Annotated in this window: 26 protein-coding genes; 9 read left to right on the top strand and 17 right to left on the bottom strand. The window is 72.2% G+C overall.

What is annotated here, in order from left to right; genetic code table 11:
* Positions 1 to 23 precede the first annotated feature (23 nt).
* Complete coding sequence (locus ACFWIA_RS01700) at positions 24 to 305, bottom strand: DUF5988 family protein (protein WP_386999329.1); 282 nt, start codon at positions 303 to 305, stop codon at positions 24 to 26.
* A gap of 256 nt (positions 306 to 561) precedes the next feature.
* On the opposite strand from ACFWIA_RS01700, the gene ACFWIA_RS01705 reads away from it, so the two are divergent.
* Positions 562 to 1,296, top strand: a complete 735-nt coding sequence (locus ACFWIA_RS01705; RefSeq protein ID WP_386999331.1) for a vancomycin high temperature exclusion protein — start codon at positions 562 to 564, stop codon at positions 1,294 to 1,296.
* A gap of 91 nt (positions 1,297 to 1,387) precedes the next feature.
* Here the strand turns inward: ACFWIA_RS01705 and ACFWIA_RS01710 are convergent, their stop codons facing one another.
* Complete coding sequence (locus tag ACFWIA_RS01710; RefSeq protein ID WP_386999333.1) at positions 1,388 to 1,852, bottom strand: MarR family winged helix-turn-helix transcriptional regulator; 465 nt, start codon at positions 1,850 to 1,852, stop codon at positions 1,388 to 1,390.
* A gap of 113 nt (positions 1,853 to 1,965) precedes the next feature.
* On the opposite strand from ACFWIA_RS01710, the gene ACFWIA_RS01715 reads away from it, so the two are divergent.
* On the top strand, positions 1,966 to 3,066 hold the full coding sequence (locus ACFWIA_RS01715; protein WP_386999483.1) for an epoxide hydrolase family protein: 1,101 nt from the start codon (positions 1,966 to 1,968) through the stop codon (positions 3,064 to 3,066).
* A 17-nt stretch (positions 3,067 to 3,083) separates the two neighbouring features.
* On the opposite strand, the gene ACFWIA_RS01720 is transcribed toward ACFWIA_RS01715, so the two are convergent.
* Positions 3,084 to 4,241, bottom strand: coding sequence for a nuclear transport factor 2 family protein (locus tag ACFWIA_RS01720; protein ID WP_386999335.1), 1,158 nt, complete (start codon positions 4,239 to 4,241; stop codon positions 3,084 to 3,086).
* Between the two features lie 95 nt (positions 4,242 to 4,336).
* Here ACFWIA_RS01720 and ACFWIA_RS01725 point away from each other — a divergent pair, with 95 nt between their 5' ends.
* The gene (locus ACFWIA_RS01725) at positions 4,337 to 5,245 is read left to right on the top strand and encodes a LysR family transcriptional regulator (RefSeq protein WP_386999337.1); all 909 of its coding nucleotides are present in this window, start codon (positions 4,337 to 4,339) and stop codon (positions 5,243 to 5,245) included.
* A gap of 15 nt (positions 5,246 to 5,260) precedes the next feature.
* Here ACFWIA_RS01725 and ACFWIA_RS01730 read toward each other — a convergent pair whose 3' ends face one another.
* Positions 5,261 to 6,010, bottom strand: a complete 750-nt coding sequence (locus ACFWIA_RS01730) for a dienelactone hydrolase family protein (protein ID WP_386999339.1) — start codon at positions 6,008 to 6,010, stop codon at positions 5,261 to 5,263.
* Positions 6,011 to 6,120: 110 nt separating this feature from the next.
* Between ACFWIA_RS01730 and ACFWIA_RS01735 the strand changes: the two genes are divergently transcribed.
* Entirely contained in the window at positions 6,121 to 6,627 is a 507-nt protein-coding gene (locus tag ACFWIA_RS01735) for a MarR family winged helix-turn-helix transcriptional regulator (protein ID WP_386999340.1), read from the top strand.
* A gap of 160 nt (positions 6,628 to 6,787) precedes the next feature.
* Positions 6,788 to 7,255 carry a hypothetical protein gene (locus ACFWIA_RS01740; RefSeq protein WP_386999342.1) on the top strand — a complete coding sequence of 156 codons (468 nt, stop codon included), beginning with the start codon at positions 6,788 to 6,790 and terminating at the stop codon, positions 7,253 to 7,255.
* Positions 7,256 to 7,337: 82 nt separating this feature from the next.
* On the opposite strand, the gene pxpA is transcribed toward ACFWIA_RS01740, so the two are convergent.
* The 9 genes from pxpA to ACFWIA_RS01785 all read right to left on the bottom strand — a co-directional run bounded on the left by pxpA (position 7,338) and on the right by ACFWIA_RS01785 (position 16,012).
* Entirely contained in the window at positions 7,338 to 8,066 is a 729-nt protein-coding gene (gene pxpA, locus ACFWIA_RS01745) for a 5-oxoprolinase subunit PxpA (protein ID WP_386999344.1), read from the bottom strand.
* Positions 8,067 to 8,149: 83 nt separating this feature from the next.
* Positions 8,150 to 8,734 carry a biotin transporter BioY gene (locus ACFWIA_RS01750; protein ID WP_386999346.1) on the bottom strand — a complete coding sequence of 195 codons (585 nt, stop codon included), beginning with the start codon at positions 8,732 to 8,734 and terminating at the stop codon, positions 8,150 to 8,152.
* Positions 8,735 to 8,751: 17 nt separating this feature from the next.
* A complete protein-coding gene (locus ACFWIA_RS01755) occupies positions 8,752 to 8,967 on the bottom strand; it encodes a biotin/lipoyl-binding carrier protein (RefSeq protein ID WP_386999347.1) in 216 nt (71 codons plus the stop codon).
* Positions 8,968 to 8,973: 6 nt separating this feature from the next.
* Positions 8,974 to 10,335, bottom strand: a complete 1,362-nt coding sequence (locus ACFWIA_RS01760) for an acetyl/propionyl/methylcrotonyl-CoA carboxylase subunit alpha (RefSeq protein ID WP_386999349.1) — start codon at positions 10,333 to 10,335, stop codon at positions 8,974 to 8,976.
* 44 nt (positions 10,336 to 10,379) lie between these two features.
* Complete coding sequence (locus ACFWIA_RS01765; protein WP_386999351.1) at positions 10,380 to 11,372, bottom strand: biotin-dependent carboxyltransferase family protein; 993 nt, start codon at positions 11,370 to 11,372, stop codon at positions 10,380 to 10,382.
* Entirely contained in the window at positions 11,372 to 12,334 is a 963-nt protein-coding gene (locus ACFWIA_RS01770) for a carboxyltransferase domain-containing protein (RefSeq protein WP_386999353.1), read from the bottom strand. Before ACFWIA_RS01770 ends, ACFWIA_RS01765 begins: the two co-directional genes overlap by 1 nt.
* 2 nt (positions 12,335 to 12,336) lie before the next feature.
* Complete coding sequence (locus ACFWIA_RS01775) at positions 12,337 to 13,896, bottom strand: purine-cytosine permease family protein (RefSeq protein ID WP_386999355.1); 1,560 nt, start codon at positions 13,894 to 13,896, stop codon at positions 12,337 to 12,339.
* Positions 13,897 to 14,057: 161 nt separating this feature from the next.
* Positions 14,058 to 15,560 (bottom strand): PucR family transcriptional regulator ligand-binding domain-containing protein, encoded by a 1,503-nt coding sequence (locus ACFWIA_RS01780; RefSeq protein WP_386999357.1) that lies wholly within the window; start codon positions 15,558 to 15,560, stop codon positions 14,058 to 14,060.
* Positions 15,557 to 16,012 carry a cache domain-containing protein gene (locus ACFWIA_RS01785; protein ID WP_386999359.1) on the bottom strand — a complete coding sequence of 152 codons (456 nt, stop codon included), beginning with the start codon at positions 16,010 to 16,012 and terminating at the stop codon, positions 15,557 to 15,559. Before ACFWIA_RS01785 ends, ACFWIA_RS01780 begins: the two co-directional genes overlap by 4 nt.
* Before the next feature lie 14 nt (positions 16,013 to 16,026).
* Between ACFWIA_RS01785 and ACFWIA_RS01790 the strand changes: the two genes are divergently transcribed.
* Positions 16,027 to 16,269 (top strand): hypothetical protein, encoded by a 243-nt coding sequence (locus tag ACFWIA_RS01790; protein ID WP_386999361.1) that lies wholly within the window; start codon positions 16,027 to 16,029, stop codon positions 16,267 to 16,269.
* A 278-nt stretch (positions 16,270 to 16,547) separates the two neighbouring features.
* Here the strand turns inward: ACFWIA_RS01790 and ACFWIA_RS01795 are convergent, their stop codons facing one another.
* Positions 16,548 to 18,245 carry a PucR family transcriptional regulator gene (locus tag ACFWIA_RS01795; RefSeq protein WP_386999363.1) on the bottom strand — a complete coding sequence of 566 codons (1,698 nt, stop codon included), beginning with the start codon at positions 18,243 to 18,245 and terminating at the stop codon, positions 16,548 to 16,550.
* A 379-nt stretch (positions 18,246 to 18,624) separates the two neighbouring features.
* Between ACFWIA_RS01795 and ACFWIA_RS01800 the strand changes: the two genes are divergently transcribed.
* On the top strand, positions 18,625 to 19,059 hold the full coding sequence (locus ACFWIA_RS01800) for an ATP-binding protein (protein ID WP_386999365.1): 435 nt from the start codon (positions 18,625 to 18,627) through the stop codon (positions 19,057 to 19,059).
* Between the two features lie 45 nt (positions 19,060 to 19,104).
* Here ACFWIA_RS01800 and ACFWIA_RS01805 read toward each other — a convergent pair whose 3' ends face one another.
* Complete coding sequence (locus ACFWIA_RS01805; protein WP_386999367.1) at positions 19,105 to 20,967, bottom strand: transglycosylase domain-containing protein; 1,863 nt, start codon at positions 20,965 to 20,967, stop codon at positions 19,105 to 19,107.
* A gap of 373 nt (positions 20,968 to 21,340) precedes the next feature.
* On the opposite strand from ACFWIA_RS01805, the gene ACFWIA_RS01810 reads away from it, so the two are divergent.
* On the top strand, positions 21,341 to 22,243 hold the full coding sequence (locus tag ACFWIA_RS01810) for a hypothetical protein (RefSeq protein WP_386999369.1): 903 nt from the start codon (positions 21,341 to 21,343) through the stop codon (positions 22,241 to 22,243).
* Positions 22,244 to 22,479: 236 nt separating this feature from the next.
* On the opposite strand, the gene ppk2 is transcribed toward ACFWIA_RS01810, so the two are convergent.
* Positions 22,480 to 23,478: a polyphosphate kinase 2 gene (gene ppk2, locus ACFWIA_RS01815; RefSeq protein WP_386999371.1), complete on the bottom strand. Its 999-nt coding sequence runs from the start codon at positions 23,476 to 23,478 to the stop codon at positions 22,480 to 22,482.
* Between the two features lie 516 nt (positions 23,479 to 23,994).
* Here ppk2 and ACFWIA_RS01820 point away from each other — a divergent pair.
* Complete coding sequence (locus ACFWIA_RS01820; RefSeq protein ID WP_386999373.1) at positions 23,995 to 24,795, top strand: SGNH/GDSL hydrolase family protein; 801 nt, start codon at positions 23,995 to 23,997, stop codon at positions 24,793 to 24,795.
* A 130-nt stretch (positions 24,796 to 24,925) separates the two neighbouring features.
* Here ACFWIA_RS01820 and ACFWIA_RS01825 read toward each other — a convergent pair whose 3' ends face one another.
* Positions 24,926 to 26,098 carry a S8 family peptidase gene (locus ACFWIA_RS01825; protein WP_386999374.1) on the bottom strand — a complete coding sequence of 391 codons (1,173 nt, stop codon included), beginning with the start codon at positions 26,096 to 26,098 and terminating at the stop codon, positions 24,926 to 24,928.
* Positions 26,099 to 26,294 lie beyond the last annotated feature (196 nt).

Genomic DNA, 26,294 nt, shown 5'->3' on the forward strand with positions numbered 1-26,294 from the left:
GTCGGCGGCGGTTCGACCGCTGTCTACTCGGCGATCTTCGTGCTGTAGTCGAACCGGAACACCGGCACCGTGCGTCCCTCCACCAACTCCGTCTCGGCGGTGCGCACGAAGCGTTGGTGCCGTCCGTAGAAGGCCAGGATCAGTCGTGCCGCATCCGCGACCGTCCCCTCCGGTAACCGTTGCACCCGCGGGAGCTCCGGCGGCCCACCGCTCAGTACCACCCACTGGCTTGCCCGCACGGCATCCCCACCGGTCATGCGCACCCCGATTCCCGTGGATTCGTTCCTCTGGTGCCCATTGGGCATGATCAGGGAGATGTCCCGCTAGGCGTACGGAAGAGCGCTCGTCGTGCTTCCGTACGCCGCGCCGACCTCGCACGCCCCCTCGTCCTGCGCGCCGCGGGTTTGCTTCCGGCGCAGCCCGGGTGCCGGGACGCGCGTCGGTGCCGGACCCCTGCGCCGTCCCGGGCGTGCGCGACCGATCCGCGGGGTGGCCCGGGACCGCCGCAATTGCGTCAACGGCGCGGAGAACCATCCGCCGACAGGAGTCGTCCGACCAGGTATGAAGCAACGACGACTGATCCTTGAGGCCGCGTCCCGGCGGCTCAAGTTGTCCGGCCTCCGCAAGCTGCCGCGGCCGGGCCTGCCGAGGTCCCGGCGGGCCCAGCGGCGGCTGGTGCAGGCGACCATGGTCGCGTCGGTCCTCGCCCTCACCCCGACCACCTGGATGCACCTGGCCGCCGACGGCAGGGTCACCACGGTCGCCGACGTGCCGCGACAGGAGGTGGCGGTGGTGTTCGGGGCCGGCCTGTTGGAGGGCAAGCCGACCAAGTACCTGGCGCACCGGTTGGACGCGGCGGCCGACCTCTACCGTGCGGGCAAGGTCAGGGTGGTCCTGGTGACCGGGGACAACGGTCGGGTGGAGTACGACGAGCCCGACGCGATGCGCACCTACCTGAAGGAGCGCGGGGTGCCGAACGGGCGCATCGTCAGCGACCATGCGGGCTTCGACACCTGGGACTCCTGCGTCAGGGCGAAGAAGATCTTCGGTGTCGACCGCGCGGTGCTGGTGACGCAGGACTTCCACATCCGTCGTGCGCTGACGCTGTGCCGTTCGGCGGGTGTCGACGCGTACGGCATCGGAGTGGCCGAGCGGCTCGATTCGAGTTGGTACCACGGGAAGGCCCGGGAGGTCTTCGCGGCGGGCAAGGGCGCGCTGAACGTGCTGTTCGAACCGGACCCGCGCTTCCTGGGGGCCAAGGAGAAGGGCATCCAGAAGGCGCTGGAAGTGCGCTGAGGCTTCGAGGCGCCGCTCGGGCCGGCGCCGCGCCGGCCGACCCCGTGGGCCGGCGGCGGCCGAGGTGAGGACCGGCCGGGCGCCGCGGCGCTCAGGAGGCGCCGGTTCGCCGGTTGTGGTGGTCCAACAGTTTCGACAGCAGCTCGGTCAACCGCTGACGCTCCTCGGGTGACAGCGGCACCAGCAGTTCCTCCTGAGTCTCGGCCAGTCGTTTCTCCAGCTGCCGCAGCCGCCGCTTGCCCGCGGCGGTGAGCGAGATGATGTTGCGCCGCCGGTCGGAGGGGTCCGGCGCGCGCTCGACCAGTCCGCGGTCGGCCAGCTCGTTGACGGTCGCGACCATGTCGCTGACGTGGATGCCGCTGCCGCGGCCCAGCGCGGTCTGGCTGGCCGGGCCGAACGCCTCCAGCGTCGCCAGGAGACGGTAGTGGTAACCGCGGGCGCCGACCGACGAGAAGCCGTCGGCCACCAGCCGGTGCGTGTGGTGGGCGGTCTGGGTGAGGAGCCAGCTCGGCAGCGTCTCCCAGCTGTGCGGTGTGTCCTCGGACGGGTTCTCCATGGGACGAGTCTACCGAACCGTTGGTTCCGCCAATGATTGCGATATCGTTTGTGGGGTAAACGTTAGGTGCCTAAATCTTTGGGCTTCCAATGAATCCTTCCGGAGTGGAGACCATGATCGAGCCGTTCCGCATCGACGTCCCGCAGGCCGACCTCGACGACCTCGACGAACGGCTCGCGCGCACCCGCTGGCCCAACGAGGTCGCCGACGCCGGATGGGACTACGGCTTCCCGCTGGCACGGCTCAAGGAACTGGCCGAGCACTGGCGCACCGGCTACGACTGGCGCGCACACGAAGCCGCGCTCAACGGGCTTCCGCACTTCACCACCGAGATCGACGGCCAGCGGATCCACTTCGTCCACGTCCGCTCGTCGAAGCCGGACGCGCTGGCCCTGGTCCTCACCCACGGCTGGCCCGGTTCCTTCCTGGAGTTCCTCGACGTGATCGAACCGCTGTCGCGCGACTTCCACCTGGTGATCCCGTCCCTACCGGGGTACGGCTTCTCCGGACCGACCCACGAGCGCGGCTGGGACGTCGTCCGCATCGCCCGGGCCTGGGCCCGGCTCATGCACCGACTCGGGTACCGGCGCTACGGGGCGCAGGGCGGCGACTTCGGCGCGGCCGTCTCGACGGCGCTCGGCGCGGTGGCACCCGATCGGGTCGTCGGGGTGCACGTCAACTACCTGCCGACCAGGCCGGACCCCGATGCCGACCTCGAACTGTCCGCCTCCGACGAGGCCCGACTGGACCGGGTCAGGCACCTGATGGCCAACCGCCCGCCCTACCAGGCGCTCCAGGCCGCCACCCCCCAGACCATCGGCTACGCGCTGACCGACTCGCCCGTCGGCCAACTGGCCTGGATCGCCGAGCGCTTCGCCCAGTGGACGGACCCCCGTACGCCGGTCGGTGACGAACGGATGCTCACCGACGTCTCGCTCTACTGGTTGACCGCCACTGCCGCCTCCTCGGCGCGGCTGCACCACGACGCTCCGCGGCAGACCGCGCCGTGCCCGGTACCGGTCGGCGTGGCGGTGTTCGCGCACGACATCACGCTGTCGGTGCGCCCGCTGGCCGAGCGGCTGTACGACATCCGGCACTGGTCGGAGTTCGCGCGCGGGGGGCACTTCGCCGCGATGGAGGTGCCCGAGCTGTTCGCCGAGGACGTACGGGCGTTCTTCCTCGCCCGCACCGAGGACGAACGCCGCCGGCCGTGAACTCCCGGCCCCGCCGCTCAGGGGTGTCGGTGGTGGACCTTGTTGGCGATGCGCCAACCGCCGTCGACGCGGACCAGGAGGAAGACGTCCGTGAAGGTGTCCGGGCCGTGCCGCAGCGTCATCGTCGCGGTCCCGACGGTGCCGTGCACCTCGATCGAGTCGATGCGGCGCGAACGCGTCGGTTCGTCCACCGCCGGTCGCCCCGGGAAGAGCGCGCCGTACTCGTCCAGGGTCCACGAGAGGAAGGCGCCGTCCCGGACGCCCTCGATGCGGGCGCCGGCCAGGAACGCCGTGCGGAAGTGGACGGGATCGCCGGTGGCGTGCCCGCGGACGTAGGCGCGGAGCGGTTCGAGCACGGCGTCCGCCACGGCGGGGACCGTGGCGGCGACGGCGAAGTCCGCCCCGGGGTCGGTACGGGCGTCCACCAGGCCGGCTGCGCTGCGCAGGGGGGTCGGCGACGCGTCGGCCAGGAGGGCCATGTCCTTGACGAGCGCGCTGATCGTGAACTCGGCGGTGACCGCGGCCGGCGGGTCGGTGAGGAAGGGGCGTTTGCGCGCCACCAGCCCCCCGAGCTGGCCCCGTTCGAGGACGTCCAGCACCCGGGCCCGTGGCAGGCCGAGGGCATCGGCCTGCCGCAGCGCCTCGCGCAGGGCGAGGACGGCACCGGCGAGGCTGTGGTTGGCGATCAGTTTGAGTGCGGCGGCGCCCGCGGCGTCGTCCACGCGGCACACCGTGCCCAGCGTCTCCAGAACCGGTCCGACCCGGTCGATTGCCTGCGGATCACCGGCGGCGAGGAACCGTAGGGTGCCGGCGGCGGCGGCCGTGACCGAGCCGAACACCGGCGCGTGGACGTAGGACGGGCCGATTCGTCGGGCCAGCTCCGCTGCCTCGTTGGGGCCGACGGTGCTGGTGTTGAGGACCGTCACCCCCGTGCGCAGCGAGCCACGGACCTCGTCGAGGACATGCTGACAGGCGGGGCCGTCGAACAGTGCCAGGAGCACGACGTCCGCCCTCGCCACGGCCTCGTGCGGATTGCCGGTCGTCCTGACCGTTCCCGAGGTGCGCCCGGAACGCGTCCAGCCGATGACGTCCCAGTGTAGGGCGACGAGTCGGGTCGCGATCGCGTGACCCATGCGCCCCAGGCCGAGGACGGCGATCGTGTGCGGTGTGTCCATGAGCGCCAGCGTGGTGCAGGACGCCGACTGCGACAAGCGCACACTTCGCAGGACAGCCCTGTGGGACACGCATACCTGCCGGGCATACTGACGTGATGGAACTAGCCGTGTGGCGAGCCTTCGTGACGGTGTGTCGACTCGGGTCGCTGTCGGCGGCGGCCGTCGAGCTCCACCACACCCAGTCGGCCGTGTCCCGACAGATCGCCGGGCTGGAGCGGCAGCTCGGGGTGCCCCTGGTGGAGCGCCATGCGCGCGGAGTGCGTCCGACGCCTGCCGGCGAGGTGTTCCGGCACCACGCCCTGGCCACGCTCAACGAGGCCGACCGCGCCGTCCGCGCGGTACGGGACCTCCGTGACGGCACGTTCCACCGCCCGTTGGCCGTCGGTGCCACCCCCGCACTGGCCGCGGGAATCGTTCCCGAGGCCATCCGGGGCCTCCTGGCGGACGTCGGCGCCGTCCCCTGGAGCCTGGCCCCCGGACTGAGCGCACCCCTGCACCACCGGGTGGTCACCGGTGACCTCGACATCGCCGTCGTCACCGACGCACCGCCCGGACTGCCCCAGGACCCAACGGTCGTCCGACGGTTCCTCGGTCTTGACGAGATGGTCGTCGTCCTGCCCGTCGGCCATCCGCTGGCCGGCCGCGGCCCGTTGCACATCGCGGCGCTGGCCGAGCAGACCTGGGTCGAGGACAACGACGGATCGGCGGCGCTGCTGCGCCAACACGCCGCCCGCGCCGGAGTCAGCGCCCGCATCGACCTGGCCGCAGCCGATCTGTTCGGCAAGATCGCCCTGGTCGCCAGCGGTCACGCCATCGCGCTGATACCGGGAACGCTGACGCGTGCGCTACGGAGCGACGTCGTCACGGCGGACCTCGTCGATCCGCCGACCCGCGGCATCTACACCGTCACCCCGGACCGTGACCCCCACCCCGCCGCAGCACCCCTGGTCCGACGACTCGTCGGTGTCTTCGCCGAGATCGGACCTTCCCCGCACCGGGCGTGATGCCGGGCCGGAGTCTCAGCGGCCGGTCAGGGAGTGGTCGAGGAGGGGGAGCAGCCGGTCCCAGTGCCGCTGGAGCCCGGAGGGGTTGAAGGCGTCGGTGTCCGACATGGTGAAACCGTGGACGGTGCCGGGGTAGATCTCGATGGAGTGGTCGACGCCCGCGGCATCGAGCGCCCGGTCGAGTTCCTTGACGGCCTCGGACGACATGTCGTTCTCGGAGAGGCCGATGTGGAATCGGGCGTTGAGCTCGGAGGCCAGGCGGTGCGGGCTGTCGGGCGCCTCGGTGACCAGGAAACCGGGGTGGAACCCGGCGACGGCGGTCACCAGGTCGGGGTGGGCCGCTGCGGTGCGCACCGCCAGGACGGCGCCGAGGCAGTACCCGATCACTGCGACGGGCCCGGCGCTGACCTCGGGCCGGGTGGTGAGGAACCTGAGGTAGGCGTCGGCGTCGCGCAGGACGTGCTCGGTGGTGTGCCCCTGGACCAGGGGCATCAGCCGGGCGACGAGCGCGGGCCGTAGGTCCTCCCCGATGTGCTCGGGGAGTTCGACCACCGGTGCCGGGCCGTGCCGGTAGTGGAAGTTGGGGACGAGTACGTAGTAACCGTGCGCGGCCAGTTCGCGGGCCCTGCGCTCCAGTTCGGGCCGCACGCCGAAGACGTCCGTGTACAGCAGTACCCCGGGGTGCCGCTCGCCGCGGTCGGGGAAGGCGGCGAAGGCGTCGGACCGACCGTCAGCGGTGGGGATCTCCAGTGTCCTGGTGGGCACGTTCTTCCTTCCTGGGAGTACGCTCCATCAACGTTCGTGGCACTAACATTATCGGCGCGAGCGACCGTATATCGTTAGTCGGGCCAACGGCAATGGGCGGGATGTGCGCCATGATCGGACCTGGAGTCGGGGACCTGCCCGGCGACGGCGCGTCGCGGACGCCCGACCGACTGCGTCGACGGGCGAGCCGACTGTTGTCGCAGCTGTCCACCCGGTCGGACCGACTGGTCAACGAGGGGTTGGCCCGGGTCGACGCCCGCAAGTGGCACTACGCGGTACTCGCTTCGCTCCAGGAGTACGGGCCGGGCAGCCAAGCGGAGTTGAGCGCGCGCAGCGGCATCCACCGCAGCGACATGGTCGGCGTGCTCAACGAGTTGGCCGAGCGCGACCTCGTCGAACGGACACCGGACCCCGCCGACCGGCGCCGCAACGTCATCACGATCTCCGCCCGGGGCCGCCGTCAGCTGCGCCGCCTCGACCAGGTCCTGGACGTCCTCCACGACGAGCTGCTCGCCCCGCTGGACCCGGCCGAACGCGAGCAGTTCGTGCAGTTGCTCACCCGCTTGCTCGACCACCACGACCGCAGACCCGGACCCCCGCCGGGGGGATCGCGGTGAATCCGCATCCGTGCTGTACGTCCTGCTGTACGGTCGGGGCAGGGTGTCGCACACCGGTGGCGCCGGGCGCGGGGCACAGGGCGCGAGTGCGCCGCCGACCGCATCCGCTGCCGGCGGAACCGACCGCCCGATCCGAACCGTTGGAGGGGGAGAGTCCAGCATGGCCGACGCAGAGGAGCCCGTGGACCCGGGCGCGATCGTCCGGGCCCGGTACGCGCTCTACGTGGAATCGCTCCGGGTCCGCATGCCGCACGATCAGTACACCCTCCTCATGGAGATCATCCGCGAGTACGTGAAGGCCGGCGGCGGTCGGTTCCGGCTCGATCTGGAACCCGCCGAGAAGGAACTCTTCACCGAAGAGGTGCAGCACGAGCTGCTCAACCTCCTCGGGCTGCTCGGCGCGATGGAGCCGGGCCACGAGGACCGGGCCGACCGCGTCGTCGCTCGCCTCGGTGACGGCGAGCACGTCAAGGCCGCGATGTCGCTGGTGCCCCCGGACGTCGCCGACGACCCGGACCGGCTGCGCGCGATGCGGGACCGGCTCGACGCCCAGCAGCACCAGCGCAAGCAGGACGAACAGACGGTGGAGGGCATCGCCCGGGCGAGCGGCATGTCCGAGGACGACTGAGCGGTCCGCGTGCCGGTCCGCCGGTCCGCCCGGTGAGCCCCCCTCCGCGGGCGTACCGTCCCGTAGGGGCGCGGTGGAGGGCCTACCGGACGGGCCGGGGGCCGAGCACCGCACGCAGTCGTGCGGCGACCGACGGAGCACCGGGTATGTCCGAGTGGACGCAGATCGACTCCACCGTCACCTCGACGTCCTGCCCGTGGACCGAGGTGGTGAGGCCCTCGTCCAGCGCCCGGCGGACCTTCCGCTCGACCGCGTCGAGGTCGGGGCGGGCGCTCACCCGTCGTACGACGACGGTGCCGTCGTCCTGGTAGTCGAGGTCCGGGTAGAACTCCGCGACGAAACCGATGCCCCGGCGCTCAGCCACGCGTTGGTGTGCGGTGCCGGCGAGGCCGAACACCGGCACCCCGTACTGCTCGGCCACGTCGCACACCGCGTCCATGAGGTCCTCCCGGCGCGACACCATGCCGTAGAGCGCGCCGTGCGGCTTGATGTGGTGGAGTGCGCCGCCCTCCGCGTGGAGGAAGGCGGACAGGACGCCCACCTGGTAGCGGACCAGGTCACGCACCTCGTCCGTGTCGAGCGCCATCTCACGGCGCCCGAACCCGACGAGGTCCGGCAGCCCCGGGTGGGCGCCCACGGTGACGGAGGCGGTGAGCGCCCGCTGCACGGTACGGGCGATGCCGCTCGGATCCCCGGCGTGCATGCCGCAGGCCACGTTGACGGTGTCGACGTACGGGAGGAGGGCCTCGTCGTTGCCGAACGAGTGGATGCCGAGGGACTCGCCCATGTCGGCGTTGATGGTGAGGGTCATGGCGTGCTCCGTGAGGGGTGCAGGAAGTCGACGGTGCGGGGGGCTTGCGGCGTGTGCCCGCCCGGGTGGGCGGGCACACGGGGTCAGTCGCGGTGGACCAGCCGCCAGGCGAGGGGGAGTGCGCCCACGGTGAAGGCGATCTTCAAGGCGTCGGTCAGCAGGAACGGCGCGACGCCGAGGCCGAACGCCTGCTGGACGTCGAGACCCGTGGCCAGGGCCAGCCAGGTGGCGCCGACGGTGTGGATCACGGCGTTGCCGGCCACCATCACGGCGAGGGTGCTGCCCCAGCGCCGGTCGGTGCCGCGTTCGGCCAACCGCCCCACGAGGGCCGCGGCGAGGACGAACCCGACGACGTAACCGAAGGTGGGCGCGCCGACGCCGTGGGAGTGCCCGGCGAACCAGGGCACTCCCGCCGCCCCCGCCACCAGGTAGACGACCATCGCAGCGGCACCGCGAGCGGCGCCGAGGGCGGTGCTGGTGAGCAGCACGGCCAGCGTCTGGAGGGTGAATGGGACCGGGCTGAGCGGGGTGACGAACGCGAACTGGGCGCTGAGCCCGGTGACCGTCGCCCCGCCGAGGACCAGCAGGACGTCGCGCAGGGCGGCCCCCGGCAGGCGGTCGACGAGAACGCCGGGGCGGGTCGCGGGGAGGGAGAGGGAAGTGGTCATGGCGCAGTGCTCCGTTCTCAGTCGATCTCGGCGATCAGATCGCCCTCGTCGAGGACGTCGCCTTCGGCAACGGCGAGCCGGGTCACGGTGCCGGCGCCGTCCGCGTGGACGGGGATCTCCATCTTCATGGACTCCAAGATCGCGAGGGTGTCACCGGCCGCGACGACGGTGCCTTCGCTGACCAGGACCTTCCATACGTTGGCCACCAGGTCGGCGGTGATCTGCTGGGTCATGTCGACTCACCTTCTGGGGTCGCCGGCACGCATCTGCGTGACGATTCCGGTGTCGTAGGTGCCGCGGGCGAACTCGCTGCGGCCCAACAGGTCCTGGTGGAACGGCAGGGTGCTGCGGGGGCCGACGACGACGAACTCGGCCAGCGCCCCGGCCGCCACGGCAAGGGCCTCCGCACGCGTCCCGGCGTGCACGACGAGCTTGGCCATCAGGGAGTCGTACGCGGGGGTGACGGTGTCGCCCTCGGCGTAGCCGGCGTCGACCCGGATGCCCTCCCCGACCGGCTCCCGCCACCTGGTGACGCGTCCCGGCCCGGGCAGGAACCGCACCGGGTCCTCCGCGTTGACGCGGAACTCGATCGCATGTCCGACCGGTGTGCGGGAACCCAGGCCGGGGGTGGGCGCCAACCCGGAAGCCGCTCGGAGCTGCTCCTCCACCAGGTCCACGCCGAAGACCGCTTCGGTCACCGGGTGCTCGACCTGGAGGCGGGTGTTCATCTCCAGGAAGACGAAGTCCTGTTGCCCCGGCGGTCCGTGGACCAGGCACTCGACGGTTCCCGCGCCCCGGTAGCCCACCGCTCGCCCCAGCGTCACGGCGGCGGTGAGCATCCGGGTGCGCAAGGCGGCGTCCAGCGCGGGGGAAGGACTCTCCTCCACGAGCTTCTGGTGGCGCCGCTGGACGGAGCAGTTGCGTTCGCCCAGGGCCAGGACCTCGCCGTCCGCACCGCCCAGGATCTGGACCTCGATGTGGCGGGCGCGGTGGTAGTACCGCTCCAGGAGCACACCGGGGTCGCCGAAGAGCCGGGAGGCGAACGCCACCACGGCCCGGTACTGGGCGCGCAGTTCCACTTCGTCGCGGGCGACGGCCATGCCCATGCCGCCGCCGCCCGCGGCGGCCTTGACCATCAGCGGATAGCCGACGGTCCGGGCCGCCTGCACGGCCGCCCCCTCGTCGGCCAGCGGCTCGGAGGTGCCCGGCGCGACGGGCACTCCCACGGCCACGGCCTGGTCGCGGGCGTTCCTCTTGTCGCCCATCAGGGCGATGACCTCGGGCGAGGGCCCCACCCAGGTCAATCCTGCGGCCAGCACCCGGTGGGCGAAGTCCGCGTTCTCGGAAAGGAAGCCGTAGCCCGGGTGGACGGCCTCGACGCCGGTGGCGCGCGCCGCGGCCAGGACCGCGTCCGCGTTGCCGTAGGACTCCGCGGGGGTGTTGCCGGCCAGGGCGACCGCCTCGTCCGCCTCCCTGACGAACGGCAACTGCGCGTCATGGGGGCTGTGCACCGCGACGGTCCTGATGCCCAGTCGCCCGGCGGTCCGGATGACGCGGCGGGCGATCTCACCCCGGTTGGCCACCAGAAGCGATCGGATCATGGTTTCCTCCCGGACGGGCGCGGGACCGGGGTCGACGTGCCGCATCACAGTTCCTCGTAGTGTCGTGCGTCGGTGGTGTAGTCGAGGCGTTCGGCCAGGGCCAGCGCCTCGTCCAGGTCGACCTCGCGGAAGCGGATGGTGTCCCGGCCGGGCCTGAGTTGGCCGACCTTCCACAGCCCCGCCTGGACCACGGTGGCGACGACGGTGAACCCGCCGGCGGTCGGGCCGTCCGGGCCGAGGATCACCGGCACGTCCCCGTTGGTGTTGACGCCGCCGATCGGGTAGCTGCCGTCGAGAATGTTGGACGGGTGACCGCCGGCGACCCCGCCGGAGGAGCGGGACCACGTGAAGCGGTGGGCGTTCAGACGGGTTCCCACCCGGTTGGAGTTGAGGTCGACCTTCCACTCCCGGCCCACGAGGTCGCGCCAGTCGGCCTCGGTGAGGAAGTCCGGGTCGGCGTGCGGCCCGCGCATGACCTCGATCTCCCAGGTGTTGGTCATGACGGGGCGCAGCGCGTCCGGCACCCGCAGCGGTGCGGGCGCGGCGACCCGGTGGGCCCGTAGGACGTCCCCCTTGGCCAGGGCGCGTCCTTCCACGCCTCCGATGCCGCCCATGGTGTAGGTGGCGCGTGACCCCAGGACGAGGGGGACGTCCACACCCCCGGCCACCGCCAGGTACAGGCGGAAACCGGGGCCCTTCACGGTGGGGCAGACGACCTCGTCGCCCGCCCGTACCGGCACGGTCTGCCACAGCGGGACGGGCGTGCCGTTGAGGGTGGGCTCGGCCCCCGAGGCTCCGGTGACGGCGATCGCGGTGTCCGCGAGCACCCGTACCGTCAGCCTGCCCATGGGGATCTCCAGGGCCGCCGCGTCCGCGGCGTTGCCCACGAGGGCGTTGGCGATCCGGAAGGACACCGGGTCGACGGGCCCCGCCGGGAAGAAGCCCTTGGATTGGAGGCCCCGGCGCCCGGGATGGTCCTGGACCAGGGTCTGCAGGCCGGGGGAGACCACGTCGAAGACCGCTTGGGTGCCGGACATCAGGGCACCTCCGTCCGCGCGGCGGCCGCGTCGCGTTCCGCGCGCAGGGCGGCGGCCTCGTCCCGCACCGCGTCCATCCGCGCCTGGTGGTCGGCGACCGGGAACGGGTCGTCCTCGATCATGTACTCGTACCGGTTCTCCAGCACGTCCCTGCGGGCTGCGAGGAGTTGGTCCTCGCTCACCCGCAGGAACCGCACCCGGTCCCCGGGTCGCAACAGCAGCGGGTCGCCCCGGAAGACGTCGTGCCGCCCGAGGACGTCGTAGACCGGGACGGTGCGTCCGAACAGCTGGTAGCCGCCCGGGGACGCGACGGGGTAGATCGCCACGCAGGGACCACCGATGCCGACCGCTCCCTCGGCGGTCCAGGTCCGGGTGGGGTTGTACTTCGGCACCGTCAGGGCGTTGCGCGGGTCGAGCGGGTACATGAACGGCAGGCCGGGGAAGAATCCGGTGTACGCGTTCCACCACTCCGTTCCGGTGATCGTCGCGTAGAGGTCCTCCCGCCCGCCGAGCCCGTTGTACTCGACGATGTAGTCGATGTTGGAACCGTCCTGCACGTTCGGGGCGTCCTGGCGGATCGTCGTGGCGTAGCGGCGGACCGACTCCCGGCTCTCCGAGTCGTCGAAGGCGATGGGCAGGGTGATCCGGCGGCTGGGGAGCGTCAGCGAACGCACCGGTGGTTGGGCGCCGTGCACGTCCTCCAGGACGTCGACGAGGGCGTCGCGACCGATCAGGGTCGGCTCGTAGTGGAGGAGCAGGGAGCGGAAGCCGGGCGCGGCCTCCACCAGTCCCGCCACCCGTCGTGCGGCGAGGGCCGCCGCGACGGCGGTGACGTAGAAGTTCAGTTCCAGGTCGAGGGCCAGCTCCCCGTACTCGACGAGCACGTGGCGGTCGCCGGCGGCCCGGTACACGATGCGCGGAGTGTCGCCGACGGCGCGGCGACGGGTGATGACAGCGGACACGACTACTCCTTCCGTTGGGTCGGGGGGACGGTGACCGGGCGGGCTTCCGCGGCGCAGGCGGAGCAGATCGCCTCTCCGGACCGGATGTCGCGGTCCATCTCCACGGCGACGTACGCGCGGTCACAGGCGTGGCAGCGGATGCGGGTCTCCCAGACGTCCGCCACCTCGTCCCGCGGGTCGCCTCCGCGCCTGCGCACCGGGCTCGGGGCGAGCAGCAGCGCAGCCGCGTACAGGACCCCGGCCAGGGCGAGGGTGATCAGCGGGGCGAGTTGGGCGAGGACCGGGCTGGCGGACTGTTCGGTGAGCGCGATCCCGACCGCGGCGGCCACCAGCCAGGCACCCGCACCGGCCGTGACCGGAGCGAGTCGCTGCGGGCGGAACTCCGGCAGCCCGTCACGATCGGCGCCCCGCAGGGCGATGTGCACGAGGGCGATGGCCACCCACGCCGTGACGAACACGCCCTGCCAGGCGAGGGCTTGCAGCAGGTAGCTCAGCACGTCGGTGAGCATCAGTAGGTAGGCGATCACCCCGCAGACGACGACCCACACGACCCGGGGCAGCCGCAGCCGTAGCACCCGGGCTGCGAACGCCTCCAGGTTGGTCGAGGCGAGGTAGTAGTTGGCGGTGTTGATCCTGGTCTGCGACACGAAGATGACCAGGACGCCCACGAAGCCGAGGGACTTGATGAAGGCGTCGACGACGCCGGTCTCCGATCCCACGATGTCCCAGGCCCGCAGGAGGTAGATCCCGATGAGCCCGTTGACGCCGAAGGTGAAGAGGTAGAAGACCCAGCCGAAGGTCACCGTGCCGTGGAACCGCTGGTCCTCGACCCGCCCCAGCCGGGCGTAGTCGACGGTGTACATCATCATGATGTACACGCCCATGTAGATCAGGTAGGACGTCAGCCAGCCGGGCATCGCACTCGACGAGGCGGTGGAGGCCAGCCAGTCCTCGGGGTACCCCCGCTCGGCGGTGGCCGCGACGAGCACCGCGACGAGGCCGACGACGTAGAACGGCAGCAGGAGCCCGTTCAGCTTGTCCAGCCAGGTGCGCACCCCGCCGATGACCAGCGGCAGCGCGTAGGCGACGACGACGAGGTACCAGATCCTGATGTCGCCGCCGAAGTACTTCTGGAACGCGACCGCGACGATGGACCCTTCGAACACCCCGTAGTAGAGGGCGGTCGCCGCGAAGATCAGCGGTGCGAGGGCCGAGCCCAGCAGCCCGAACAGGCGGCGGGACAGCAGGGCGACCGTGAGGCCGGTGCGGGACGCGTACCGGGAGAGCACCAGATTGACCACGCCGTAGGTGGCGATCGTCAGGCCCATGCCGACGAGCGTGGCGGGGGTACCGACCGCGTCCGCCGAGGCCGCCGCGATGTACAGCCAGAACATCGCGGAGAACAGGGCCCACCACGCCATCGCCAGCGACCAGCGTCCGGCCCGCCACGAGTGCGGAACGACGTGGGTGGAGTAGTCCTCGGTGGCTGCTTCCCGCACCACGCGCGGATCGTCGACGGAGGAGACCTCCAGGGCGGGGGGTGAGGGGGCGGATTGGGGCATGGCATCGCTCCAGTCGGGAGGGGCGCGGGCTGAACGGAGCCGATCGGGTCGGTCCACAGCCCCGGTGGCCACCAGAGTGCGGGCATCCCCGTTCCCGGTACATGCGCGATGTGCGCAAGGTCTGCCGACCCGTTGCGCGAAGCGCGCAGCGGAGCGCGCCATCAGACTCCGTGCACGGTGAGGGCCAGCCAGAGTTCGGCGCGGAGCCCGGGGTCGGAGAACGACCTGCCCAGGAGGGTCTCCGCGCGTCCCAGGCGGTAGGCGAGGGTACGGCGGTGGATGCCCAGCGCCTGTGCCGCGGCCTCCGTGTTGCCGTTGTGCGCGAGGAACGCCCGGACCGTGGCCAGCAGGTCGATCCGCCCGGCGTCCGGGTGCTGGAGCGGCCCCAGCACCGCAGTGGCCCAGCCGCGCGCCACCGACCCGCTGAGGTGGGAGAGCAAACCCACCCGAGCCACCTCCGAGGCGAGCAGGAGCCGTTCGCCGGCGCTCGGGGGCACGGTGTCCAGCAGGGTCACCAACCGGGGCCACGACGCGCCGAGTTCGTCCAGTTGCATCGGGTCGCCGACCACTCCGTAGGAGCCCGGCACCGACGCCACCACCTGGTGCAGCACGCCGACCGCGCCTTCCACCGTGGGCACCACCACCGCGATCCTCCCCGGACGCTCCTGCGCCACCAGCGCGGAGGCGATCTGGAGGCTGTGTTCGCTCTCCAGGGCCTCCAACAGGTCCCGGTGGGGCGAGTCGGCGCAGTGCAGCACCGCCATCCGCACCGGCGCCTCGGGCAGGGGGACGCCCAGTGCCTCCGCCGCCCGTTCTCCCGACCCGGTCGCTCCGGCGAGGAGCAACCCGAGCACCGTCGTCCGTTCGCGCCGTTCACTCGCGAGCAACTCGGCTGCCCTGGAGATCTCCTGGGAGATCAGGTCGGCGGCCACGCCGAGCACGGCCCGATCGGATCCGGTCAGGGGTGTCGTACGGCCCACCGCCAGCACACCGTCGGGGCGCGCGGCCCGGCCCACGGGAACCGTGATGACCCGGGTCGCGCCCAGGTCGAAGGCCGCGCCGTGCGCCCACGGCCGCTGCGTGATCTCCAGCCGTACGCGTTCGGCGTGCCTGCGGGCGTGTTCCGGGGAACCGGCCAACAGGTGCCCCTCACGGGACAGGAGCACCACCCAGGCGTCGAGTTGCTCGGAGAGCCGGCGGACCACGGACCGGTGCGCGGGCGAACTGAGCGCCGCCCGCACCAGGTGCCGGTACGCCTCCGTCGTCCGCTGCTGCTCGGCCCGGCCGGCGGCGGCGAGCCGGTCCGACACCGCCCGCACCACCGCACCGAACCGGGTGGACTCGGCCACCTCGACGACCGTCAGCCCGAGGCGGCCGGCGGCTGCGACGAGCGCCTCGGGAACCCCGTCGGGTCGCAGGCCGACCCCGAAGCCGAGGGCGGCCACCTCCGCGCGGACGAGTCGTTGGGCGTACTCGCCCCACCGCCGGCTGGTTCGGCCGAGCCCCAGCCCCGTGGTGAGCAGCAGGGTGCCCGGTTCCACGTACGCGGTGGGGTCGACGAGTTCGCTCACATGGGCCCAGGACACGGCGGCGTCCGGGTCCCCGGTGCGCAGGGTCAGCCCCAGGGCGCGGCAGTCCAGGAGCGCCTTCAGGGGGATGCTCATCCGGCGTGGGGGGAGGGTCGGAGGTGGAGGACGTTCCACTCGGCACCGGCCACCCGCAAGCCGGACCGCCGTCCGCCCGCGGGTGGCGTCGCGGCGAGGGCGCCGACGGCCAACGAAGGGGTGGTCGTGGCGATGACACGGCCCTCCTCGTTGGTGACGGCGGCCTCGCCCCCCAGCTGCAACAGGGGCGGGACGAGGAGCCGCGCCAGAGTGCTCACCAGGACGTCCCCGGCCACGACACCGAAGAACTCGCCGGCAACGGTCAGCGGCAGGGCGAACGTGAAGACGTAGGAGTCGCTGCCGTGCAGATCCACGTAGGGGCCGCACACCGTGGGGCGGCGCTGGTCCCGCGGCACGGTGAACCAGCGCAGCCCGGTGTAGTCGTAGTAGTGGTCGCTGTCGGGGTCGAGGTCCGGCAGCAGGGGGCCACCACGCCGTCGCGGTGCTCCCACCACTCCAGGTGCAGATGCGAGTCGCGCAGGACACCGGGCGCCACCACCACCCCGGTCCCGAGCAGGGGACCCGCACGGGACCGGAGCAGGGCGCGGGCGTGCGCTCCGACGAACCGCAGGTCGTGGGCGAGGTGCTGGCGCCCCCGTGCGGCGGTCGTGGCCAACGCGGCGGCCACGACGTGGCCCAGATCGGTGAGCGGGGTGAACAGCGAGTCGACGGTGTTCCGTACGGTGTCGCCGCAGTGGGCGAGTCCTGAGGGGGTGAGGGGGCCCATTCGGTGCTCCGTGGGGACGGGCCGTCCGGATGCGCCGGGGCCTGGCCGGGACGGGAACGGCCGCCTGGCGGCGCCCCGGGAACGGTTCCACCGGACGGTGCGGTGCACGAGTCGAGTGGTGTTCCGGGAGGTCGCCGTGTCATCGACCCCGGATGCCTTCAGGGTAGGAGCGGCCACCCGCCCGTGAGCAGTGCCGAAGGTCCCGATCCGGCCGGGCCGGGAGGGCGTGCCCGGCCGGGGGAGGGGAACCGCCGGCGGGGTCACGGCCTGCCCATCCGCAGGATCTTCAGCGCCACCCGGAGGTTGAGCCGCAGCTCGGGGTCGGTGGTGAACGGCCCGACGAGACGTTCCAACTTGGCGATTCGGTAGCGGAGGGTGTTGTAGTGGAAGTGCAGGGCCCGGGCGGTCTCCGCGACGTTCAGGTTCGAATCCAACAGGGCCGTGAGCGTGGCGCGCAGGTCATCGCCGTCAGCCCGCTCCGGCTCGGCCAGTTCCCCCAACGTCGTCCGCGCGAAGTCGGTCAACTCGCCCGGATCCGGTACCAGGCTCAACAGGCGGAAGAGCCCCAGCCCGTCGAAGTCGCCGATCGTTCCCGGACCGTGGGCGCGTCGGGTGACCGCCGCCGCCTTGCGGGCCTGTCGATATGCCTCCGGCAAGCCGGTCGGGTCCTGCGTGACCCGGCTCACCCCGCCGCAGAAACGGTGCGGGGGGCCGGGGGCCGCCGCGACCTCCGCCGCCATCAGCCGCGCACCGTCGAGCGCCGACGCACGGTCGCCGGCCCCGGTGACGACGACGACTTCCGTTCCGTACCCGACGACCGCCGCACCGCTGTCCCGTCGGCGGGCCGCTGCGACCCACGCGCGCACGAACTCCCCCTGCAAGGAACGCGGATCGTCGTACGGCCGGTGATCCGCCTCGCGTTCGATCACCACGACGGCGAGCGGCCGTTCCAAGTCCCACCCGAGGTCCGCGCAGCGGGTGACCGCGCGGTGCTGGTCCTCGCCCCGCCCCGTCAGGACCTCGCGCAGGAGCTCGTCCTGGTACCGGCGCTCGACGGTCGCGACGCAGTGCCGTCCGACGATGACGAGCGCCGCTGTCGCCGCCCCGCGCTCCAGGATGCGCAGGTCCCCGCCGTCCAGCGCCCTGCCGCCGGTCACCAGCAGCACGCGACCCTGCGGGTCGGCGCCGATGCGCACCGGCACCGCGCCGACCCCGTCCGGGGGGCGCTGTCCGGGCCGCGGGGCGGGCCCGGGCGTCCGCTCCTTGAGCAGACCGTCCGGCAGCGGAAGGCATCCGCGAGGAGAGTCCCGGCGCACGCGGACCCGGCCGTCGGCCGCGGTGATCAACACGGTGCCGTCCAGGGCGGCGGCCAATACCTCGGCCACCGCCCCCAACCCTCCGCCGGCCAGGAGCACCGCGTCGAGGGCGCGGTGCGCGGCCTCCGCCCGCTCCAGCTGCTTCGCGTGCCGGTCGAACAGCTCCGCGGCGATCCGTCCCAGCGCCCGGGCGGGGCAGTCCCGCCCCGGAAGCAGGATCAGCGGGACGGCGGACCGTCCCGCCGGTGAGGGCTCCCGCACCGGCCGTTCGCCCGGGGGGCCGTCGCCGGCGGTCACCAGCACGGCCGCCGGGCCCGGGACGCTGCTCCCCGCGGGCGGCGGAACGGCTGCGCGGTCGGACACGAACAACAGGGTGCCCGGCTCCGGAGTGCCTGACGGGTACGGCGGGTGGCCGACGCCCAGGCGCCGTACCCGTGCCTCCAGCCCGTGTGCTCCCGCGAGCACACGGGCACCCGTCAGCGCCACCGTGCTGAGGACCTCGCGGACCGTCATCTCGAAGGGGAGGCGCACCTCGTCCGCACCGACGTCCGCGCGGCTCGTCCCACCCGGGGCGCAGCAGCCGGATGCCGCACCGGGGCCCGGGGCCTGACCGGGGTGCTGGACGTTCTCCGGTGTGATCATGCGCGGCACCCTAGGCTTCCGCGTCGCGGCGGCCCTTCGGCGGCCGACCGGTTCGGTGCGCCAGGGGTGCGATCCCCGTCACGGGGTGCCCGCTCTCGGCGGCCCCCCGAGGTGTCTCGCGGAGTTCTCGCTGGTAGGGGCTTTCGCGCGGGGCAGGCGCTCCAGGTGAGGGAGGCGCAGCGCGGAGACAATGATCACAGCGGTGCACCCCCGATGAGGTGACCGAGGGACCTTGGACCATTTCCCTTATACCTTTCATAAAGTAGGTTTTAGGTGCGGTGAGAGACGAAGGAGGGAACGGCGGATCGGCGCGGAGCCCGGCGGGCAGCGTGTGTTCCACCGTGCCCCACATTCCGTCCGACGAAGTCAGGTGAGTCCTGTGACCGATCCGTGCGAGCCGTTCCCCCACGCCGGGTACCCCGCCGACCACCCGGTCGCCGGGCGGCCCGGTGGCGAGCCCCCCTGCCCCCTGCGGGCGGACGAGGCACGGGCCCTCACCCACCGGCTCCTGCAGGGACTCGATCCCCCACCCCACGACAATGCGATCGCGGACGCCGTGCTCGTCACGCACGAACTGGTCGCCAACGCCATCCGGCACGGTGGCGGGCTCACCGCCCTCTCCGTGACCGCCGACATGGAAACGATCTGCGTGGCGGTCTCCGACCTCAGCGTGGCCCTCCCCGTCGCCCGGCCGCGGGACGGACTCGAAGAGGGCGGCTACGGCTGGCCGATGGTGTGCGCCATCGCCGGGACACGGGGCGTCAGCGTCTCCTCGCGGGGCAAGACCATCACGGTGAGCGTTCCGCTGCGCTGAATCGCCTCACCCGCCAGCGGTCCGCCACCGCGTCGTGCCGGATCCTCAGCCGTTCACGGCCGTCATGTACCGGGTCCAGACGCGTTGGGGGATCCGCGTCGTCCCCGCCGCCCGCGACGATCCGTCCGCGTCGGGCACCGGCAGGAGCGCGCCGTCGCTCTTGCGGGCCCGGAACAGCACCACGGACGTGGCCAAGCGGTCCGTGTACCCGGCGAACCACACCGCGGGGACCCGGTCCCCCGCGCCCGTACGGGTCACCGCCACTCGCCCCAGGGCGGCATGCGTCCCGGCCGGCAGCACGTCGACCGCCGTGTCGCGCAACGCGTCGGACACCTGCCGCGCCGTCTCCGTCGAGACCGCCCGGCGACGGGACGAGCCCTCCAGTCCGCTGACCTCCGCGCCACGGCGATAGGCCCGGACCACGGAGTACGGTTCCGGCCGGGTCCCCCCGCGGGCGAACGTTGACAGGCCGACCGACAGCCGGATCGCACTGGGCGTGGACGTCCCCGTGACGAGACCCCCGTCGAGCGGGGCCATGCTCTCCCGCGGCAGCCCCGCGGCCACGGCCGTGTCGCGGACGGTGCGCAGTCCGGTATCGGCCGCCAGGAGACCGTAGACCCGCTGGTCCGCGCTGGCCAGCGCGGAGCGGAGGGGGGTCCCGGCCAGTGGCGGGCGGATCAGGGGGTTGCCGGCAGACGGTGGCGGGAGCGCCCCGTTGAGCGGGTCGTAGCGGGTGTCCAGGGACACCGGTGTCCGAGCCCTTCCGTCGGCTCCGGCGCGCTCGGTGCCGCGGACGCCGTGCTCCAGGGCCGCCGCCAGGACGAACGGGAGGAAGGCCGAGCCGACCGGAACGCCCCGGGTGTCCGCGTTGTTGGTGAAGCGCCGGGTGGCGTCGATCCCGCCGTACACCGCCACCACGGCTCCGTCCTCGGGGCGGATCGACGCGGCGCCGACCTGGACCGCTTCCCGGCCGACCGCCTCGCGCCCCGCGTCCGCCACCGCCGCGTCCAACTCCGCCACCTTGTCCTTCTCGAAGGCGGTTTCGATCCGGAACCCACCGCGACCCAGCTCTTCCGGCGAGATCCCGGTGCGCCTGTGGAAGTCCTTGTTCGCCACGTCGACCAGATAACCGATCTGCCCGGACAGCGCGTTGGCCCGCGTGGGGAGCAGCGGCTCGGGGAACCTGGTGTACTGGTCGCGTTCGGCGGCGGACATCAACCCCAGGTCCCGCTGCCGGTCGAGGACGTAGCGCCAACGCCGCTCCGCCCGCTCCCGGTGCGCCGGGCCGCGCGCGGGGTCGAACAGGCTTCCGTTCTTGAGGAGCACCGCCAGGAAGGCGGACTGGCTCGGATCGAGGTGCAGCGCACCCCTCCCGTAGTAGGCGTGCGCGGCAGCCTGCACGCCGTACGCGTCGCGACCGAACCAGCTGGTGTTGAGGTACCCCTCCAGCACGTCCTGCTTCGACACCGTCCGCGTGAGCTTCACCGACAGGCACAACTCCCGCAACTTGCGCGTCATCGTCTGGTCCTGGCTGAGGAAGGTGTTCTTCACGTACTGCTGGGTGATGGTCGATCCGCCCTGGACCTCTTCGCCGCTCGCCATCTTCGTCACCGCGCGCAGCACCCCGCTCGCCGACACCCCGGGGTCGGAGTAGAACGACGCGTTCTCAGTGGCGATCACCGCGTTCTGGAGGCCGCGCGGAATCTGCGCCAGGGGCAGGCTCTCCCGGTTGACGGAACCGACGCTGACCAGGTGACTGCCGTCCGACCAGTAGTAGGTGTTGGCCTCGGCGCGCGCGAACTCGTGCGGCGAGGGGACGCGTACGGTGACGTACACGTAGGCCACCACGCAGACGAGCGCCGTGCAGACCAGGAAGGTCAGCGCCAGGAGCTGACGCCAGGAGGGCAACCAGCGACGCGGCCCGGTCCGCCCCGCGCGGGGGTAGTCCAGGCGTCGTCGGCGTGGTTTCGCTGACCGAGTCACAGGGTCTCCCGTCGGGTGAACGTCCTTCGCCACCTCCATACGGCCGGGGTGCGCGCGCCGTTCATCACCCCTGTGCGTGATCCCGGACTCCGGCGATCCGCGGAGCCCGGGTCCGCGGACGCGCCGGCGGCGGGGTGACGTCCGCCGAGCCGGAGGCCGGAGGGCGGACGTCGTACCGGCGGCTGCCTGTGGCTATCCTTGCGCCGCACACACCATGATCATTGGACGCGGCTCCCGGGGCAGGGTTCGCGTCCCCGGCCGGTCTCCGCAGGGGGAACGGCGGAAGGAGACCTCGGACTTGTCCCCGCGCCGCAGCAGGCGTACCCGAAGAGGCGTACCCGAGCACCCCCTTGTCGTCGAACCCCTACGGGCGGGTTCCCCACCGCGCTCGCCGGCCGAGCAGAGCCTCGCCGATGAGGTGTCCAGGCGGGTCGCCGCCCTGTACCGGCCCCCGGCGGCCCGCTCCGAAGAGCAGCGCCGCAAGGCGCCGCGTGGCCCGCCGGAGGAGCAGCGGCCCCCCTGCCTGCCGGGGGGTGGGCAACCGGTCGCCGCCCCCTCCCCGTACGACCCGCACGGCGGACTGCGCGCCCTGCTGAGGGACCGGAAGGCGGACAGTCAACAGCGGTTGGCTCGTGCCGCGTTCCTGCTGGTGCGGGCCGCCCGCGCGGGTACGCCGGCGCCGGCCCGGCCGAGGCGGACCGGCCGGGCCGCGGGGGGCTTCGTCCTCGCTCGTGGGAGCACGGCCGTGGACGTGACCGGGCGGCCCGACGTGCCGCCCGCGCATGCCCAGGGCGGCCTGTGGGTACCACCGCCCCTCGGTCACGTCGGCCGGGAGCCGGGCGCCCCGTGGGCGCTGCACGTGGTGGACTTCGCCTTGGCGCAGGTGGGCAAGCCGTCGGTGCGTGGTGCCCGGGGGCCCGTGGCCTACGACGGGGTGGGGCTCGCCCGGGCGGCCTGGGCGCTGGCCGGAGTCGAACTGCCCACGGCGATGGAGGCGTTGATCCGGTACGGGACCCCGTTGGACCCACTGGACCTCCCCGGTCTGCGGCCGGGGGACCTGCTCTTCTTCCACGGGGACCGTCAACGGGTGGGGGTCTGGACGGGCGGGGGCACGGTGGTCCATGTGGCGGGGGGCGGGGACCCGGTCAGGGAGGACGGCCTCGGGGGGCTCAACCCGGGGTACGCGCGCAGCGTGCGCTAGGAGCCGGTGCCGGCCGGCGGGAGGGCCGGCCGACACCGGTAGCAGGGCTCCGCCCGGCGCCAAGCCGAACCAGGCGCCGGGGGGCCGCCCTGCGGGAACCGCTCTTCCCGGAGGGCGACGGCGACGGCTGTACAGGGGGAGCCGTCGCGTCGTCCGGGGAGCGGTAGTTGCGCACGGTGCCGGTCGCGTTCTCCGGGGCAAGAGAGCGCGTCCCGCTCGGTGCGACGAACTCGACTCTAGGCACGCACGGTACCCACGTCGTCGGCGGTTCTTGCCGACTGCGCGCCGCCGTCTTCGGCACCATGTGACGAACTCCCCGGACGAAGCGAACGGCCGCCGGGTCGGTCGGGCGCCGACCGCGGGCTCGGCGGCTGCACCGGGGGCGGCGCCTCGCGGTCGGTCGCCGGGCCGCCGCCCTCCCCCTGTTCGAACACGCGGGACGCCGGCCCCAGCACGAGCGGGTCGGGCCTTCCGACCACGGCCAGGTCCTTGTCCGGATAGTCGAAACGGTGCAGGACGTGCCGGATCGCTTCCAGCCGAGCGCGTTTCTTGTCGTTGCTCTTCACCACGATCCACGGTGCGTCCGCGGTATCGGTGTGGAACAGCATGAGTTCCTTCGCCTCGGTGTACGCATCCCACATGTCCAAGGACGCGAGGTCGACCGGGCTCAGTTTCCACTGTCTGATCGGGTCGTTGTGCCGGTTCTGGAACCGCTGGTGTTGTTCGGCCCGGGACACCGAGAACCAGAACTTCACCAGATGGATTCCGTCCCGCACCAGCATGCGCTCGAAGTCCGGCGTCTGGTGCATGAACTCAAGGTATTCGCGGGCGGTGCAGAAGTTCATGACCCGCTCGACTCCGGCCCGGTTGTACCAGGACCGGTCGAACAGGACGATCTCGCCGGCGCTCGGCAGGTGTGCCACGTACCGCTGGAAGTACCACTGGGTGCGCTCGCGTTCGGTCGGCTTCTCCAGGGCCACCACCCGGGCTCCTCTGGGGTTGAGGTGTTCGGTGAACCTCTTGATCGTGCCGCCCTTCCCCGCGGCGTCCCGGCCCTCGAAGACGATCACCAGTCGTTCGTCGTGCTCCTTCACCCAGCGCTGCATTTTGATCAACTCGATCTGGAGGGCGCGCTTGGCCTTCTCGTAGTCGCGGCGGCGCATCTTCCGGGTGTACGGATATCCCTCCCGCCAGGCGGGGTCGGGCGAATTCGAGCCCTGGAGTCGGAAATTCACGCGATGGCTTCCGCGTGTCTGTCGGGCGACTTGCTCGGTTCCCACGTGGGCCACCTCCGGTACCTCCATTGTCCGCGGTGACCATCGCGCCGGATCTCCCTCCACGGATAACAGACCGATAAACGACCGACCGTCGGCCGGGCGCGGCCCTTTGCCAACCGGGGTGCCCGGTTGAATTCCGGAAGAACCAGCGGGATCAGAAGGTCCGGGGGAATCGGGCCAGAGGAAAAGGACCTGATTCGGCGGGACCTTGGTCACCGGTCGGGCATCGAGGCCCGGTGTCGCGCTCCCGACGTCCGCGCGACGGGTGTCCGGAGGCCGTGGCGAGGCCGTGGCGCACCCCCTCGCCACGGCCTCCGGGAGCGCTCCCACCGTGGCGCGGGGGCCGTCGACACCCGTACCTACTTGCTGGTAGTCAATGCCTGCCCCACTCAACCACGCGCCGGGAAACCCGTGTTGGGCGACCTCCTCCGGCATGCCCGAAGGCGCTCCGGCGCGCCCACCCTAGGGAGATCCGTGAAACCGTTCCGATACGCCCGTTGGGCGATCGCGGTACTCGTCGGCGGTGCCTTGACCCTGGCCGTCGCACCTGCGGCCACGGCGGCAGACCGCCCTGCCTACGCCGCGCTGGGCGACTCGTACGCCTCCGGTGTCGGCGCGGGTTCGTACCTCAGCTCCAGTGGCGCCTGCAAGCGCAGCACCAAGGCGTATCCACAGCTGTGGGCCGCGGCCCAGGCGCCCTCGTCCTTCGCCTTCGTGGCGTGCTCCGGGGCACGGACCGACGAGGTGCTCGCCTCGCAGCTGGCCGCGCTGGGACCGGGGACCGGGCTGGTGTCGCTGAGCGTCGGCGGCAACGACGCCGGCTTCGCGGACGTCATGACCACCTGTGTCCTCCACTCGGAGGCCACCTGCGTGGCACGGGTGAACCAGGCCCGTGCGTACGTCACGTCCACCCTGCCGGGCAAGTTGGACCGCACCTACGCGGCGGTCCGTGACGAGGCGCCCTCGGCGCGTGTCGTGGTGACCGGCTATCCGCGCTTCTACCGGTTGAACGGTACGTGCGTCGTGGGTCTGAGCGAGCGGGAACGGTCGGCGATCAATGCGGCCTCCGACCACCTGAACACGGTGATCTCCGGGCGGGCCGCAGCGGCCGGCTTCCGGTTCGCCGACGTGCGGGGGGCGTTCACCGGTCATGAGATCTGTTCGGGCGACTCCTGGCTCCACAGCGTCGCCCTGCCGGTCCTCCACTCCTACCACCCCACCGCGGCGGGCCAGTCGGGCGGCTATCTGCCCGCCTTCACCGCCCAGGCGGGCTGACCCACGGGCGGTGATCGCCCGGGTGGGTGCCGAGGCGCCCACCCGGGCGATCACCCCAAGCGCCGCGAACCGGACCGCGGGGGGGCGACGCTGCGCCCACGGCCCGTACCGGACCCGGCGCAGCAGCCACTCAGAGGGTGGACTTGAACAGCAGCCTGTTCGGTGTGCCGCTCACATTGCCGCGGATCGCTTGGGGGGTGCTGTTGTCGATGAGCCAGTTGTTGACCGTGGCGGTCGGGGCGTCCCCGTTGACGGCCTTGTACAGGGCTGCCACCCCCGCGACGTGCGGCGCCGCCATCGACGTGCCGCTCATTCTGGTGGTGCCGCCGCCGAGCCGGGCGGAGACGATGTTCACGCCGGGCGCGTAGAGGTCGACGCAGCGGCCGAAGTTGCTGAACCCCGCCTTGTTGTCGTTGGCGTCCGAGGCGGCGATCGCCAGGGCACCGGGGGCGCTCGCCGGGGAGACGTCGCAAGCGTTCCGGTTGTCGTTCATCGCCGAGATCGTGGTGTGCACACCGGAACGGGCCAGCGCGGAGGCCGCGTTGTTCAGGGCGTTGGAGAACCCGCCGCCCACCGAGGCATTGGCGACGGCGGGCTTCACCGCGTTCTGCCTCACCCAGTCGAATCCGGCGATGATCGCGGAGTTGGGTCCGTTGTTCTGGCAGTTGAGCACGCGCACGCTGCGCAGCTGGACCCCCTTCGCGACGCCGAACGTCTTGCCGCCGAGGGTGCCCGCGACATGGGTGCCGTGACCGTGACAGTCCCGGCCGTTGCCGCCGAGGGCGTCGAAGGCGCTGCGGGCCCGACCGCCGAAATCGGGATGACTCGTGTCGATTCCCGAGTCGATGACGTACGCGGTGACGCCGGTGCCGTCGCTCCCGTAGGAGTACTGGTTGTTGCGTCCGCTCCGCTGGTCGATGCGGTCCAGGCCGTACGAGGGGCCGGTCTGCACCGCGGTACTGGTGACGATCTGGTCCTCCTCGATGGCAGCGACCCGCTCGTCGCCCCGCAAGGCGGTGAGCTGGCTTGACGTCAGCTGCGCAGCGAAGCCGTTGATGACCTCGTCGTACACGTACGCGGTCGTGATCGCGCTCTTCTCGGCCAGGCCGGCCGGGTCGGTCCCGGCCTTGACGGTGACGATGTACCGGCCCTTGATCTCCGTGTCGGCCGGTGCTTGCGCGACCTTCAGCGTCGGGGTCGTCTCGTCCGCCGGAGCCGCTGAGCCGATGTGCGGCACCAGTGTCAACGGAACGGCGATGCAGACGGCACCGACGGTGAGTATGCCGAGGTGGGTTCTACGCATGGGGAGGGATGCACCTTTCGTTGACCGGCCCCGTCGTGTTCCGGGCCGGGGAAGTGCGGAGCACGCTCCCGCTCGTTCCGGGGGGTGGGAACCGACCGCCGAGCGGCCGGGGCGTCCCGAGTGGCGTACGCCACCCGTTCCCGCGCCGGGTGCTGACCGTGCGGTGCCGGGGCCATGAGACGGCCCCTGTCACACC

The sequence above is a fragment of the Streptomyces sp. NPDC127068 genome (assembly GCF_042724695.1).
GTDB lineage: Bacteria > Actinomycetota > Actinomycetes > Streptomycetales > Streptomycetaceae > Streptomyces.